General features: G+C 34.2%; 15 protein-coding genes. 8 read left to right on the top strand and 7 right to left on the bottom strand.

The window, feature by feature from the left end; genetic code table 11:
• Nucleotides 1-19 precede the first annotated feature (19 nt).
• Together Q4566_RS09010 and Q4566_RS09015 are read right to left on the bottom strand one after the other, a co-directional pair.
• Complete coding sequence (locus tag Q4566_RS09010) at nt 20-817, bottom strand: 1-acyl-sn-glycerol-3-phosphate acyltransferase (RefSeq protein WP_303420312.1); 798 nt, start codon at nt 815-817, stop codon at nt 20-22.
• Nucleotides 818-870: 53 nt separating this feature from the next.
• Nucleotides 871-1,512, bottom strand: coding sequence for a CoA pyrophosphatase (locus tag Q4566_RS09015; RefSeq protein WP_303420314.1), 642 nt, complete (start codon nt 1,510-1,512; stop codon nt 871-873).
• 37 nt (nt 1,513-1,549) lie between these two features.
• Here Q4566_RS09015 and Q4566_RS09020 point away from each other — a divergent pair, with 37 nt between their 5' ends.
• Nucleotides 1,550-2,257, top strand: coding sequence for a peptidylprolyl isomerase (locus tag Q4566_RS09020; RefSeq protein ID WP_303420316.1), 708 nt, complete (start codon nt 1,550-1,552; stop codon nt 2,255-2,257).
• A 21-nt stretch (nt 2,258-2,278) separates the two neighbouring features.
• Here Q4566_RS09020 and Q4566_RS09025 read toward each other — a convergent pair whose 3' ends face one another.
• Nucleotides 2,279-2,890 (bottom strand): trimeric intracellular cation channel family protein, encoded by a 612-nt coding sequence (locus Q4566_RS09025; protein ID WP_303420318.1) that lies wholly within the window; start codon nt 2,888-2,890, stop codon nt 2,279-2,281.
• A gap of 91 nt (nt 2,891-2,981) precedes the next feature.
• Entirely contained in the window at nt 2,982-3,701 is a 720-nt protein-coding gene (locus tag Q4566_RS09030; RefSeq protein ID WP_303420320.1) for an RDD family protein, read from the bottom strand.
• Nucleotides 3,702-3,725: 24 nt separating this feature from the next.
• Between Q4566_RS09030 and Q4566_RS09035 the strand changes: the two genes are divergently transcribed.
• The 5 genes from Q4566_RS09035 to Q4566_RS09055 all read left to right on the top strand — a co-directional run bounded on the left by Q4566_RS09035 (nt 3,726) and on the right by Q4566_RS09055 (nt 9,177).
• The gene (locus Q4566_RS09035) at nt 3,726-4,715 is read left to right on the top strand and encodes a stage II sporulation protein M (protein WP_303420322.1); all 990 of its coding nucleotides are present in this window, start codon (nt 3,726-3,728) and stop codon (nt 4,713-4,715) included.
• A complete protein-coding gene (locus tag Q4566_RS09040; RefSeq protein WP_303420324.1) occupies nt 4,712-5,461 on the top strand; it encodes a hypothetical protein in 750 nt (249 codons plus the stop codon). The genes Q4566_RS09035 and Q4566_RS09040 overlap by 4 nt, the downstream gene beginning before the upstream one ends.
• Nucleotides 5,458-6,663, top strand: a complete 1,206-nt coding sequence (locus Q4566_RS09045) for a DUF4350 domain-containing protein (RefSeq protein WP_303420326.1) — start codon at nt 5,458-5,460, stop codon at nt 6,661-6,663. The genes Q4566_RS09040 and Q4566_RS09045 overlap by 4 nt, the downstream gene beginning before the upstream one ends.
• 2 nt (nt 6,664-6,665) lie before the next feature.
• The gene (locus Q4566_RS09050) at nt 6,666-7,727 is read left to right on the top strand and encodes a MoxR family ATPase (RefSeq protein ID WP_303420328.1); all 1,062 of its coding nucleotides are present in this window, start codon (nt 6,666-6,668) and stop codon (nt 7,725-7,727) included.
• A gap of 124 nt (nt 7,728-7,851) precedes the next feature.
• Entirely contained in the window at nt 7,852-9,177 is a 1,326-nt protein-coding gene (locus tag Q4566_RS09055; protein ID WP_303420330.1) for a DUF58 domain-containing protein, read from the top strand.
• Between the two features lie 195 nt (nt 9,178-9,372).
• Here Q4566_RS09055 and Q4566_RS09060 read toward each other — a convergent pair whose 3' ends face one another.
• The gene (locus tag Q4566_RS09060) at nt 9,373-9,852 is read right to left on the bottom strand and encodes a Dps family protein (protein WP_303420332.1); all 480 of its coding nucleotides are present in this window, start codon (nt 9,850-9,852) and stop codon (nt 9,373-9,375) included.
• Between the two features lie 136 nt (nt 9,853-9,988).
• Between Q4566_RS09060 and Q4566_RS09065 the strand changes: the two genes are divergently transcribed.
• Entirely contained in the window at nt 9,989-10,927 is a 939-nt protein-coding gene (locus Q4566_RS09065; protein ID WP_303420334.1) for a LysR family transcriptional regulator, read from the top strand.
• 112 nt (nt 10,928-11,039) lie between these two features.
• Here Q4566_RS09065 and Q4566_RS09070 read toward each other — a convergent pair whose 3' ends face one another.
• On the bottom strand, nt 11,040-11,234 hold the full coding sequence (locus tag Q4566_RS09070) for a hypothetical protein (protein ID WP_303420336.1): 195 nt from the start codon (nt 11,232-11,234) through the stop codon (nt 11,040-11,042).
• Between the two features lie 281 nt (nt 11,235-11,515).
• On the opposite strand from Q4566_RS09070, the gene Q4566_RS09075 reads away from it, so the two are divergent.
• Nucleotides 11,516-14,539 carry a T9SS type A sorting domain-containing protein gene (locus Q4566_RS09075; protein ID WP_303420338.1) on the top strand — a complete coding sequence of 1,008 codons (3,024 nt, stop codon included), beginning with the start codon at nt 11,516-11,518 and terminating at the stop codon, nt 14,537-14,539.
• Nucleotides 14,540-14,647: 108 nt separating this feature from the next.
• On the opposite strand, the gene Q4566_RS09080 is transcribed toward Q4566_RS09075, so the two are convergent.
• Nucleotides 14,648-15,448 (bottom strand): TIGR00266 family protein, encoded by an 801-nt coding sequence (locus Q4566_RS09080; protein ID WP_303420340.1) that lies wholly within the window; start codon nt 15,446-15,448, stop codon nt 14,648-14,650.
• Nucleotides 15,449-15,621: the final 173 nt, after the last annotated feature.

The raw sequence follows: 15,621 nt of genomic DNA on the forward strand, positions 1-15,621 counted from the left end.
TTAAAATTCTAGCGGTTAATTACCACTCTCTTAATTTATTCAAAGCTTCAAGTGCTTCTAATTCCTTCTGTGGAACCACTTTTAAAAATGAAGGGTGTTGCTCGATAGCATACTCAATTTTTGTAATGATATCGTCTGTAGAATCGTTATCGTAATCAATATCTAGAGGTTCCTTAATCTCAAAAGACTGAAGAATATTTTTCTTCTTAATACGTAAACCTTTCTTATCAAAAGAACGACGAAAACCATCAATAACAATAGGCACTACAATAGGTTTGTAACGCTTTATAATGTGTGCTGTACCTTTTCTAACCGGTTTAAAAGGTGTGGTTGTACCTTGCGGAAATGTGATTACCCAGCCGTCATCAAGTGCTTTTCCGATACTAGAAATATCACTCATTTTCACTTGTCGGTTAACATCTTTACCTTCAGACCGCCATGTTCTTTCGATACTAATCGACCCCATATAAGCTAAAATCTTAGGTAATAAACCAGCTTTCATGGTTTCTTTTGCCGCTACATAGTAGATGTTCAATTTAGGATTCCAAATGTAGCCCACGTTTTTAATCGAATCTACACGACCACTTAAACTGGCGTTGAATACGTGAAACATCGATACCACGTCTGCAAAATAAGTTTGATGGTTTGATATGAATAATACGTTTGTATCAGGCAGCCCTTTAATGACCTCAGAACCTTCAATTTGAAGTTCGTTAAACCCTCTAAAACGTCTATGAGTAAGCAGGCCGAATATTCTAATCAGCCATTTTTTAAATATTAATATGTGTCCGAATGGATTTTTTTTAAGCAATCCCATAAATCCTTCTTCAATTTTTCAGTTGGTGGTGCAAATGTAGTAAATCTCATAGATTATATGAGTTCTTTTAACAGGTCTTTAATTTCACTTAACATCATTGCAGTCGCTCCCCAAACAATGTGACCATTTAATTTAAACGCTGGCACCTCAACTTCAAGACTGTAAGAACTTTTAACTTTTTTAGTCACCAAGAAACTATCATCTAAAAAGTCACTTAAAGACACCTCTATAATTGATTCTACTTCATCGGCTTGTTTCTTGAATTTAGGTGTTTTATGCGTAACCCCAACAAAAGGCTGTACATAAAAATTACTTGGTGGAATGTAAACTTGAGACAACTTTTTAACCACCTTCATATGTTCCATTGGCACGCCAACTTCTTCAAAAGTTTCACGTAAAGCCGTTTCTTTTAGTGAAGCATCTTCATCTTCATATCTTCCGCCAGGAAAAGCGACTTGGGCAGAGTGCACGCCTTTATAAGTGTTCCGTAGGATTAAAACAAAATACGTTTCATGAGCGTTATTAGGGTAAAATAGGGCTAAAACACCTGCTAATTTTGCGTTTTCTATGGCTACTTCTTGGTTTCGAAGAAATTCATGACGGAAGGATGGCACCATTTTAAAGTGCGATGCTTCGCCTAATATCGGTATATTTTCTATTTTTGAAAGCGCTTTTAAAAATGTATCAAAATTCATTTGAAGATATTTTCAGTGAATAACAAAATTATTATTAATGAAGTTTAAACTTATTTTTTGTTTTTTATTTCTTCTTCTAAATTGTGAAGATAAAAAAAGTAAAAAGAAAAATACACCTGAAACTAAAGTAGAAACCACAACAGAAAAAACTGAAAAACAAAGCGCGAACTCCAAGGTTAAAAAGCGAGAATTCCCCAAGCTTACCGAAAAAAACGCGATGGATTTCTTCTTGGAGTACGACAAACATCATAAAGAAAACAAGGTAAGAATCTCGACAGATTTTGGTGATATAGACATTCTACTATACGATGAAACAAAATTTCATCGCTCTAATTTTATATGGCTTACCAAGCAAAAGTATTTTAATGGCACGCAGTTTTACCGTGTGATTGATAATTTTATGATTCAAGCCGGAAATAGTGACGACAAAAAAACGTCTAGAAAACGACACTATATTGGTAAGTATCTGCTTCCGCCAGACACAAAACGTGGTTTTAAGCATGACCGAGGCGTTATTTCTATGCCAAGTAGCGACATTGATAACCCACATAAACTTGCTTCACCTTACGAGTTTTTCATCGTGCAACAAGAAGGTGGCGCTCATTTTTTAGATGGCGATTACACCATTTTCGGACATGTGATAAAAGGCATGGATGTGGTTGATAAAATTGCCGGTGTGGAAACTGACGGCGCCGATTGGCCTAATCAAAATATTTATATACGCGATGTGAAAATTATAGATTAACCCAAACTATTTTACAAGGAATTAATCTCCTGTATTACCATACAGATTAGGCAGTGCAATTTTAAAAATCACAGCTAATAAGCGCACAATAATAACCACAAGTCCAGCGATTATAAATATAAAATTACCTTCAATTGGTAAGTACTGCAATATAAAGTAAGTGATTCCTCCTAAGATACAAGCTGTTGCATAAATTTCTTTTCTAAAAATCACAGGGATTTCATTACACAATACATCACGAACAACACCACCAAAACAAGCTGTTATCGTACCTATGGCTATACAGTTTAAGGGATGTAAACCTACGCTAATAGCACGTTCTACACCAACTACGGTAAATAAACCTATACCTATGGTATCAAATAAAAAGAGTGAAGTTCGTAAATAATTAAGCTTGCTTCTAAAAATAATAGCAAAAACCGAAGCCCCTAAAATTACATAAGTAAAAAGAATATCTTTCATCCAGCTCACAGGCGCAACACCAATGAGTATATCGCGCAGGGTACCACCTCCAACCGAGGTTACAAATGCGATAATTATAATTCCGAAAAAATCCATTCGCTTTTTTAAAGCAATTAAAACGCCTGATATTGCAAAGGCCGCAGTTCCAAAAACCTCAATGATATAAAACATAGTTAGTCCTTAATTAAATACGTTCTTAAATTAATTTAGGGAAAGTCTATTATTTAGCTATTTACTTTCGCGGCGCAAAAGTAGTCTTCATTTACATATTTTGAGTATAAAAATTATAATCTTTTAAAATAACTTTTATAAACTCCATATCAGACGATTGCTTCACCTCTTTAATGCCCGCCACCTCTATAATCTTCTGACGTAATTTGATTAAAGTTTTATAATCATTCGTCAGTTTTGAAGTCTGAAACGTTTCTTTAATAATACGGGCATCGTTATCAGATAACTTGATCACATTTGGGTATGTAGGCTTATAATTATCGGCTAAATCTTCTAAAATAGTATGACTTATATTCACCTGATCTTTTAGCACAATAACAGCGGTTCCGGCTGCCATATCACCAATACGTTGTGTTTTCTTGTTCATGGACATCACAAAAAAGCCCAAACCAAAAATATAAATATCTGCTATTCGAAAAAACCATCGCACCACATAATCTGAGAACGAGGCTTGATAGCCATCAATTTTCACCACTCTTATTTTCATGATTCGCTTCCCTAAGGTTTGTCCGTTAAACATAGACTCTAAGGCCAAAGTGTAAAACATGACAGGAAAACCTAGCAGCGTATTTATTGCCATTTGAGACCATTCATCCATATTCTCAAAAGCACCAAAGGTCTTATTCAACACCATTAAATAACCTATTTTTATTGCCATATCGATAACAAAAGCCAATAATCGCTCCCCCGACCCAGCAGCATTGAAGCTTATTTTTACATTTTGCGTGGTGTTAATTTGTAACTCTGACATTTTATATTTTAATTTATCAAATATATGAGGGAAGTTTCATTCATCAAGCAAAATAAGGAAAAATGGTTAAGTTTTGAAAATGCTATTTTCAATAACGCCTTTGAAAACCCAGATGAACTGGCTACACAATACATTCATGTGGTAAACGATTTAGCCTACGCACAAACCTATTATCCCAAAAGCAAGGTCGTTACCTACCTCAACCAACTTGCAGCCAAAGCTTTCCAGAAAATTTACAAAACCAAACGCGAGGACACGAACAGAATCGTCTCTTTTTGGAAAACCGAAGTACCTCTTATTTGTTTTCAATATCGAAAATTTATTTATACCGTCTTTATCATCTTTTTTGCTTTTACGTTTGTAGGGGTTATTTCAGCAGCGAACGATGGTGAATTTGTACGCTCTATTTTAGGTGATCATTATGTAAACATGTCTTTGGAAAACATCGAAGCTGGCGATCCTGTTGCCGTTTATAAAAGTGGCAGTAATTGGGGAAGCTTTATTGGTATTACCATCAACAACCTTAAAGTTGGCATTATCGCATTTATTTTAGGCGTATTTTTAGGTATTGGAACCTTATACATCATGTTTAAAAACTGTATTATGCTAGGGTCTTTTCAATACTTTTTTTATGAAAAAAACGTGTTCTGGGAAAGTGTTCGCGGCATTTGGATTCACGGCTCGATGGAAATATTTGCCATTGTCATTGAAGCTGCTGCGGGTTTAATTTTGGGAGCCAGTATACTATTTCCGGCAACCCACTCTAGATACACCTCGTTTAAAATTGGTGCAAAAACGGGCGTTAAAATACTCATTAGCACCTTTCCTTTTACCTTTGCTGCTGGCTTTTTAGAAGGTTTTGTTACACGATATTCCAACGTGATGCCACATTGGCTATCGGTTTTAATTATTTTAAGCACCTTAAGTTTAATAGCGTATTATTATTTAATTTACCCTTTTAAAATTCAGAAGAAAATTACCCAAATCTCATCTACAACACTACTACCTGCTTGAAACTAACTACACCTTACACTTTTATTCTTTTGGTTTTGATGCTTTGCTGCCATCAAATGGTCTTTTGCTTGCCTATAACTCAAGAACCTGAAGAGCTTCGACATTTTGATGCTGATTTTAAAACACGCTATTCAGATTCTCGATTTAATTATGAAGGAAAAGCTGTTGTAAGATCTATAAAACAAGGCAGTGGCGACTATAACGCCTACCAAAAAGGAGAAAAAGGCAACGAATTAGGAGACAAAACCCCAGAAGAAGAAAACAACCAAGACAATTTAAACATCAATTTAGGCCCAATTGGCTGGTTTTTCTATCTAGCCATTGCCCTAGCCGTAATCTTTTTAGTTTACATGATTTTTAAAGAAGGTGGCACGCGCTTGTTCACTTCAAAAAGAAATAAATCTATTAATACTAATGAAGATATTACGGCTGAAAACATTGAAAATGCAGATATTAAAAGCTTAATAAATCATGCTGAAAAAGACGCAAACTACCGCTTAGCCATTCGATACTATTATTTGTTAGTTTTAAAAACGCTTAGCATTAATAACCTTATAAAATTTGAAGACGACAAAACAAATTCTGAATATCTAAGCGAACTTCACAACACAGCTTTTGGTAAAGACTTTGGTTATATTTCGTATTTATACAATTACATCTGGTATGGAGAATTCCCTGTAGATATTGAGACTTACGACAAGGCTAAAAGCAATTTCGAAACATTCTTAAAACAGGTAAAATCATGAGAAAAATTTTACCAATAACCCTAATCATAGTGGTACTCGTTATTATGGCTGCCATAATTTCCAGTGCTTCACGAACCAAAACTGTAGATTGGGCAGAATCTTATAACGAAAGAAGCAACAAGCCTTACGGCACAAGTATTTTATACCAAGAACTCCCTAAACTTTTTAAAGACCATAAAGTAAGAACAGTTTACCATCAGCCGGATAGTTATTTAAAAGCACATTCCGATGGGCTTTATGGTGAATTTGTTGCTGAAGGCAGTTATCTTATTATCGGGAACTCAGATTATTTATTACCAGAATCTATCGATGAATTATTACACTTTACTGATTCAGGAAACACGCTTTTTATTTCAGATTACAGCTTTCCGCAAAAAATTTTAGACACTCTAAGTATTGAGACCACGTTTATAAAAAACACAAAAGACAGCATTTCAAGTCTGTCATTAAAAGGACTTAACCTTGACAACATCAAAATTGATAAAAACATTGGAGACTCATACTTTTCAAGCTTCAGCAAACGAAAATATACGGTATTAGGCCATTCCAAGATAGATTATAAACATGCCAATTTTTTAAAAATACCGTTTGGAACAGGCACCATTTATCTACACACTGAACCTAAAGCATTCACGAATTACAATCTTTTAAAAGAAAACCGATATCGATATGTTGAAGGTATATTATCTTATTTGCCCGAAAATGACATCTATTTTGATTCCTTCACGAAAATGCAAACGCCTTACCATGCAGAGGTTGAAAAAGAATCGAACCTCAATTGGTTTTTAGAACAACAGTCCTTTAGATGGGCTTGGTATACAGCGGTCATTTTTGCGATTTTGTTTATGATTTTTAACGCTAAACGTAGACAACGCATTATTAAAATCATCACGCCTTTGCAAAACACATCAGTCGCTTTTGTGAAAACAGTTTCTAATTTATACTTTGAAACCAAAGACCATAAAAACCTTATTGACAAAAAAATCACTTACTTTTTAGAAAAGATCAGAACCGATTTTCATTTAAACACCAGTATTTTAGATGATGATTTTATAGATCGATTAGCTTCAAAAGCTGGCAAAAAAAGAGAAGAAGTCAAAGCATTAATAAATTATATAAGTTGGTTAAAAACGCAAAATGACGTTACAGAAACCCAACTCATAAAACTAAACAAACTTATAGAAGCCTTTAATTCAAAATAATTATGGACGAAAATACAGAACAGCAAGGACATCAAGATTATTTACCAAACACATCAGAAAACGCTATTCCCAACAATCAAGAAAGTGGTAATAATGTGCAGTTTCAAAACCGTTTGGATTTATCTGAATTACAAAATAGTGTTCAGAATATAAAAGCTGAAGTTGGTAAAGTCATCGTTGGACAGTCTGACATGGTAGACATGCTAATCGCCTCACTTTTAGCCAAAGGCCATTCATTAATTGAAGGTGTTCCTGGTGTTGCAAAAACCGTAACCGCGAAACTATTGGCTAAATCATTAAGTGTTGGTTTTAGTAGAATTCAATTTACGCCAGATTTAATGCCTAGTGATATTCTAGGAACCTCGGTTTTTAACTTAAAAAACTCTGAATTCGAGTTTAAAAAAGGGCCTATCTTTTCAAACATGATCCTTATTGATGAAATAAACCGTTCGCCAGCAAAAACACAAGCAGCCTTGTTTGAGGTTATGGAAGAACAACAAATTACCATCGATGGCAATAAGTTTATATTAGATTCCCCTTTTATGGTGTTAGCCACTCAAAACCCAGTAGAGCAAGAAGGAACTTACCGATTACCTGAAGCGCAATTAGATCGTTTTCTTTTCAAAATTGATGTTGATTATCCTAATTTAGAAGAAGAAATTGAAATTATTAGCAGAGAACATGCCTTAAAAGATAAAACGAAAATTGACGAAATCAATTCGTTTTTAACAGCAGAACAAATTATAAAATATCAAAACCTAGTCACTCTAATTCTTGTTGAAGAACACCTGATCAAATACATTGCACAACTAATCGTAGCTACCAGAAGTAATCAGTTTTTATATTTGGGAGCATCACCAAGAGCATCGATTGCTATTTTAAAAGCGAGTAAAGCTTTTGCTGCCATGAGCGGAAGAGATTTTGTGACACCCGAAGATATTAAACGTGCCGCTATTCCAGTTTTACATCATCGTGTTATTGTAACACCAGAGCGTGAAATGGAAGGCATTTCAAGTAAGCAAATTATAAAACAAATTATTGAAACGGTGGAGATTCCTCGCTAGGATATTATGCATAGGAGCTATGACATGAAGTTATTTCACAGAGATACGCAGAGATTCACGTCAACTATCAAAGGTCAAAAGTCAAGAGTCAACAGTCAACAGTCAACAGCCAATAACAAAAAAAATGTTTAAACCATTCTACATACAACCTCGATTTTTTTATGCCGGAATAGGCATTGTGGTTTTGTTTGCTTTAAGTTATTTTGTTCCGATGTTGTTCTTTATAGCACAGCTTTCAATTTTAGTTTTGGTTGTATTATTTATTCTTGATATTCTTATTGTTTTCATAGGAAAAAATAATATTGAGGCTTCCAGAATTTTACCTGATAAATTTTCTAATGGTGATCAAAATTTGGTTGAAATTGAAGTTAAAAACCACTACCCGATTACCATTCATCTTGAAATTATTGATGAAATTCCAGAACAGTTTCAGGTTCGTGATTTTAAAATTAATAAAATAATTGCCTCACGCAAATCGGAAACCATTCCATATCATTTAAAACCAACCGAACGTGGCTTATATGAGTTTGGAAATTTGAACATTTACGCGGCTTCCGTTTTAAAAATAGTTGCCAAGCGTTATACATTTAATACAGGAAGCGAAATTCCAACCTACCCCAGTTTTAAGCAATTAAAAAAGTTTGAACTTCTAAACATCAATAAAAATTCATTGGATTACGGGTTAAAAAAAGTACGCCGTCTTGGACATTCCATGGAATTTGAACAAATTAAAGACTATGTTCTGGGAGATGATTTACGCACCATAAACTGGAAAGCCACAGCGAAGAAAAACCAATTGATGGTCAATCAGTTTCAAGATGAAAAATCGCAACCGGTTTATTCCATAATTGACAAAGGGCGCTTGATGAAAATGCCTTTTAACGGCTTAAGTTTATTGGATTACGCTATAAATGCCTCTCTAGTAATCAGTAATGTTGTTCTCAAAAAACATGATAAAGCGGGGCTGTTTTCATTTTCAAAAAATATTGAAAATGTGGTGATGGCCGAGCGTCGAAATTCACAAATGCGCCTCATTCTAGAAGCGCTTTACAATGTGAAAACCGATTATTTTGAAAGTGACTTTAGCCGTTTATATGGAAACATTAAAAAGCACATCACCAATCGTAGTCTGCTTTTAATGTACACAAACTTTGAAACTTTAGACGGTTTAGAGCGTCAACTACCCTATTTAAAAGCCATTTCTAAAAGCCATTTGCTCGTTGTTATTTTCTTTAAAAACACAGAAATAAACCAAATGATATCGAATAAAGCTGAAACTGTTCAGCAGGTTTACGACAAGGTCATTGCTGAAAAATTTGAGTTTGAAAAACGCCTAATAGCAAACGAACTTAAAAAGTACGGTATTCACTCAATTTTAACTACGCCAGAACATCTGACTATCGATACGATTAATAAGTATCTAGAAATTAAAGCGCGCGGCATGCTATAAGACAACTTTTCGTCAAGCTGAACTTGATTCAGCTTCTCATAAGCATAAGCCACCAGTATAAAGGCATTTTGAAATCGAAGATCCCACAAATAATAACGAGTTCAAAATCATATAACTAAATACTTATAAAAATAAGATTGCATAAAAAAGGAACTCAAACTTGAGCCCCCTTTTAATGCTGTTATTTCTTTTGTTCTATACGGTTTCACTTAACCAGGCTTTCATCATCCAAACCGTTTTTTCTTGTTCGGTAATAAAATCACTCATCATTGAGTTGGTTCCTTCATCACTGGCGTCGTCAGATTTTTCTAAAAGATCTCTTTCTATTTTAAGTAATTCAGATAAAGAATCTACAATTAATCTCACGGCCAAATCATCTTTAGAAATATTTTTTCCTACCGGTACTTGCGCTTTCGCGGAATAATCTTCGAAAGTATGTAAAGGTGTTGCTCCTAAAGTTAAAATTCGTTCTGCGATTTCATCAACTTTAGTATTTGCATCGGTGTATAATTCTTCAAACTTCACATGTAAATCAAAGAAAGCTTTACCTTTAATATTCCAGTGAATACCTCTTAAATTTTGATAATAAATTTGAAAATTAGCTAATAAATGGTTTAAATCTTCAGCTAAATCTTTAGTCTTTTCTGTGTCTAATCCTATACTATTTAATTTCATCTTTATGTGTTTTTTATATTAATTACAAAATTAATTTATCCTTTTGTATCTACTACAAATTTAATTTATAATTAACAGTCATATCGATAAGTTTTATTGATGGTTTTTATACTTTTATAATCTAAATTGATGACGGATGACGATTACCCAATTGTATTATGTTTTGGCTGTAGCCGAAAACCAAAACTTCACAAAAGCTGCCGAAAAATGTTTTGTTACCCAACCAACTTTAAGTATGCAAATTCAGAAGCTTGAAGACCAGCTTGAAGTTCAAATTTTCGATCGTAGTAAAAAACCCATCGAGCTTACCGATGTTGGTAAAAAAATAGTTAATCAAGCTAGAAATATCGTTAATGAATCGTATCGCATTCAAGATATTGTAGATCAACAAAAAGGATTTATTGGTGGTGAGTTTCGCCTAGGGATCATTCCTACCATTATGCCTACTTTATTACCCATGTTCCTAAAAACCTTCATCAAAAAACACCCAAAGGTTAAGCTTAAAATTGAAGAATTAACAACTGAAGAGATTATAGCAAGAATAAAAGATGGTCATTTAGACGCTGCTATTGCAGCAACACCGTTAGAAGATGAAAATATTAAAGAGCGTGTTCTTTACTTTGAACCATTTGTAAGCTATATTCCTAATGGCCACCGTTTGCACACGAATAATAAAATTGATATTACAGATTTAGATGTGGATGACATGTTATTACTTGAAGATGGACATTGTTTTAGAGACGGCGTACTAAATTTGTGTAAGGCCTTTAAAGACCATGTAGATGATAAGTTTCAATTAGAAAGCGGAAGTATTGAAACCTTAATAAAACTATCCAATGAAGGTTTAGGCATGACTTTACTTCCTTATTTACATACCTTAGACATAAAAAGTACCGAAAGTAAAAATTTACATTACTTCAACGAGCCTACTCCTGCGCGCGAGGTAAGTATCATTTATCATAAAAGTGAATTGAAAATGCAGATTATAGAAGCCCTACAGGATGTTATATCTGGAATTATACGTGGGGCAATTGCTTTTCAAAATGTACAAATTGTTAGTCCGCTACCTAAATAGTTTTTATCTGTCACTGTTAAAAACAGATACATCATATCCTAGCCCTTATTAGGTAAAAATATAAACATTTCTTAATGCATAAAAAAAGCGACCATTTAGGTCGCTTTCAATTTTATTTTAAATAAATTAAACATTGGTTTAATTCTGGGTTTTGATGCACTAACGAATGAATAAATATTTTTAACTCTTCAATTTCATAAGGTAGTAATCTTTGTAATGCCTTTTGCACTTCTTTGCAAAACAGGTTGGAATCGAAACTCACTTTATCAAGCACAGTTTTCGTGTACTCCATCATTGCTCTAGCCATAATTTCTTAAAAGTTTAGGTTGTGTAATAGTAGATTTGTTTAATAGGCTTTGTCTTATTTTTAAAAATAACATCTAAATTTAGTAAAAAAAAGCATGGTCTAGGTTCTTTTTATCATTTTTTAACACTAAAATAAAGCCTGCATAATTTAGGCTAAAAATATACTTCTAGTTCTCGACAACCTCCAAATGAAATACTTTTTTTTTAAAATATATGATTCACTTATATTTGCCTTGACTAACTATCTAGTAAATCCCCCTCATTTACTTTTATTAAACTGACATGAACTATACCAGAACGCTTATAGCGCTAATGCTATGCTTTTTTATTAATTTAGGTTATTCTCAAACTGGCCCTGGCGGTGTTGGCAACAGCAGCTCAAATGGCTTATGGTTAAAAGCAGACAACCTAACACTTTCAAACAGTGATTCTGTAAGCAATTGGCCTGATGCCTCAGGGAACAGTAATGATGCTTCTGCAATTTCGGGGCAGCAACCTTTATATTCAACTACCAGTACTTTAAACAGTATGCCCACTGTTGTTCTAGATGGATCTGATGATATTATGACTGTTGCTGATGCTGATATTTTAGATGGAACTACAGGAATCACCTATTTTTCGGTGTTAAAACCAAAAAACCTAGATGAAGAACCCCGTGGTATTTTAGGAAAACGAATTCGCTTTGAAACAAGTGCAGATTATGCCTATACTTGGTTTTTTTATAAAAATCAAAATCTAAATTTAGATATCAACACTCAAAATAATAGAGTTACCACGAACACGCCTAAATTCATCAATAACACCAATTATATTTTACAATTTAATTACGATGGAACCTTATCTTCGTCACTGCGATCTAAAGTGTTTAACGGACAGCAATTGCTAGTTACTGGAAATGAAACTTCCTCTTCTATAATTAATAGTAAAGAAGATTTAGTTATAGGTGCACTTAATAAAAACTACAGAGCACATCTTGGTGCAGAAATAGCCGAATTGATACATTTTAATTACGCACTTAGTAGTGCTGAACGCATTATTGTAAACAACTATTTGTCGGCAAAATATAACATCGCTTTAACTTCTGAAGACTATTACAAACAGGACAAAAGTGCTAACGGCAATTTTGATCATAATGTGGCAGGTATCGGCCAGGCTAGTGATAGCAGTAATCATACAGACTCCCAAGGCGCTGGTATTGTTAGAATAAACAACCCCTCTGATTTAGATAATGATGAATTTTTATTTTGGGGTGAAGAAACGAAAAACCCAACATACGACTTTGGTAATAATACTACTAACAACACCGAACAGTTAAACTCTATATGGCGCGTAAGCAAAAGAGGAAGTATTGATGATCTTACCGTAATTTTTGATTTAAAAGAAATCGTTTTAACTGGAGGGGCAATAGCAATGACCTGCCCTAACCTAGAGCTTATTGTAAGTAGCGATTCTAACTTTACATCACCTACAACCTATCCTCTAATCAATGATACAACCAACCATACGGCAACCGCTAACAACGTAAACTTTTCAGATAACGATTACTTCTCAATACGCTATGCGAATCAAATAGTTTGGGACGGCTCAAGTTTTAGTGGAGGATCTGGATCTGGAGGGGCGCCTAGTAATCTTGATTCTTGTTTAAAATTATTGGTATTACCTGGAACTACAGCCACCTTAACGGAAGATGCCAAAGTGCGTGAAATTGAAGTGCTTTCAGGAGCATCCTTAGAAGTTAACGATGGTATTCTACTACAAACCGAAAATAGAATTATCCTTAACGGAAATTTAAATCTGTTAGGCGAAGCACAACTCATACAAAACCATACAGGGCCAGACGTTAATTCAGGAAGCGGTGAATTAACCATTAGACAACAAGGCACTACAAACCTGCATAACTACAATTATTGGTGTTCGCCTGTGAATAATGGAGGAACATGGCAAATAAGTGCTTTAGAAGATTCAAACGGAACGTTAAACTTCACTTCAAACTTAAATGCAGATCCTTCCACCTCCCCCATCACATTAAGTAACAGGTGGCTATACACTTTTTATGGAACCACTAACAACTATTATGACTGGCAAAAAATCACAGAAAACACAGTACTTAATCCTGGTGATGGTTTTACATTAAAAGGTTCTGGCGCTGCTACAACCGAACAAGAATATATTTTTAGAGGCATGCCTAACAGCGGGGATTATAATTTAGTAGTAACCTCAGGAAATGACGTATTGATGGGAAACCCATATCCTTCAGCATTAGATGCTAATCAATTTATTAATGATAATTTGTCTGTAATTGATGGTACATTATATTTTTGGGAGCATTTTACAACAAACAACAGCCATAATTTAAAAGATTATCAAGGAGGCTATGCCACTTATAACCTCATGATGGGAATTTCTGGAGCCACACCAGACACTTCTGGATTAACTAGCGGCACTGGCGCTACCTCTAAATCAGCTCCAACAGCTAACATTAGTGTTGCACAAGGTTTTTTCGTTACTATTGATTCCGACGGCGTTCTTGCTTTTAATAACGGTCAACGTACTTTTGCTAAAGACTCAGATGGCGGAAGTATCTTCTACAAAACCACAAATAAAAAGTCTCAAACAAATAGTGATCAACGAACCAAATTATGGTTTTCTTTTACAGAGCCTAAAAACCTAACTAAAATTTTAGGCTTAGGTTACGATGCCAATCATGCCACCTATGATTATGACAAAGGCTATGACGCTATCGTTTTTGATGACTTTCGAAATGATGCTTATTGGGTTTTAAATGGTGAAAAATTAGCCATTCAAGCCTTACCTACTATAAACTCAGAAGATGAATTACCACTTACTGTGAAAGCTACAGATGCTGGAAACTATAAATTTGCCATTGAAAAATCGCAATATGTGCCTGATGATTTAGAAATTTATCTAAAGGATGATATTAGCGGTAGTTATCACGACATAAAATCAAACCCTGCTGAAATCACCTTAGCAAGAGGCTTGTATGAAAATCGTTTTTCAATAGTTTTTCAAGATCAAGTCACTTTAAGCAATAAAGACAAAACTAAAAAAGCAGTTTTCGTTTCATACGATAAAGCAACCAAATTACTAACACTAAATAATATTAGTGATTTAAAAACCATCAAGTCTATTACTATTTATGACACAATGGGTAATAATATATTTAAGTCAAATACACCTAATAGCAATATTATAGATTTATCAAACTTTAGCGATGGTATTTATGTGCTTACCATCAAAACTCTAGATCAATTGAATGTACAAGCTATTAAATTTATAAAATATTAGATTGTTTCAAGTCTATATTTAAACCTAAAAAGTCCTTCGCTATAGTCTAGCGAAGGACTTTTTTGTACTATCAAAATTAAATTCACACCTATAGTTCAGCTTAAACTTCTAAAAGCGATTATCACCATCAAGTAAATCCCCTAAACCACCTAAAACACTTCCTTCTCCTTTACTTTTTCCTCCACCTTGTGGTGCCGAAGCTAATACACGGCCTGCTAAACGGCTAAAAGGTAAAGATTGAATGTATACGGTTCCAGGTCCTTGTAATTTAGCAAAAAATAGACCTTCGCCTCCGAAAACCGTATTCTTAATACCTCCAACAAATTCAATATCATAATCTATGGTTTGATCAAAACCAATAATACAACCCGTATCAACCCGTAAAATTTCGCCTGCTTTTAACTCTTTCATAGCCATGGTACCTCCAGCGTGAACAAATGCCATACCATCACCTTCTAATTTTTGCATGATAAAACCTTCGCCACCAAATAAACCACGCCCTAAACGTTTAGAAAATTCAATACCAATACTTACCCCTTTCGCTGCACACAAAAAAGCGTCTTTCTGACAAATAAATTTTCCGCCAAAGCGTGTTAAGTCAATAGGAATAATTTTCCCTGGATAAGGTGAAGCAAAGGATACCTTTCGTTTTCCTACTAGGTTATTATAAAAGGCAGTCATAAACAAGCTTTCACCTGTTAAAATTCGTTTTCCTGCTCCTAATATTTGTCCTAAAAACCCAGTATCATTCTTAGAGCCATCACCAAAAATAGTTTCCATTTTAATCCCATCTTCCATCATCATAAAGCTGCCTGCTTCGGCAACTACGCCTTCTTGTGGATCTAGCTCAATTTCTACGTATTGCATTTCTTCGCCGTAGATTCTGTAATCAATTTCGTGTGCTGTCATGTTATTCGTTTTTTTGATTTATACCAATTTAATTATATATGTCGTATTTTAAATTTGAATTATTTTTTGTTCAGATAAAATAGAAAATTCAAGCATAGCATGAGCTACGGTTTTATTTTATATTGAAATATGAGCAAAAAAGAAACAAATTTTATGCGACATTATATGGTTAA

It is taken from the genome of Tamlana sp. 2_MG-2023 (genome assembly GCF_030548465.1).
Lineage (GTDB): Bacteria > Bacteroidota > Bacteroidia > Flavobacteriales > Flavobacteriaceae > Pseudotamlana.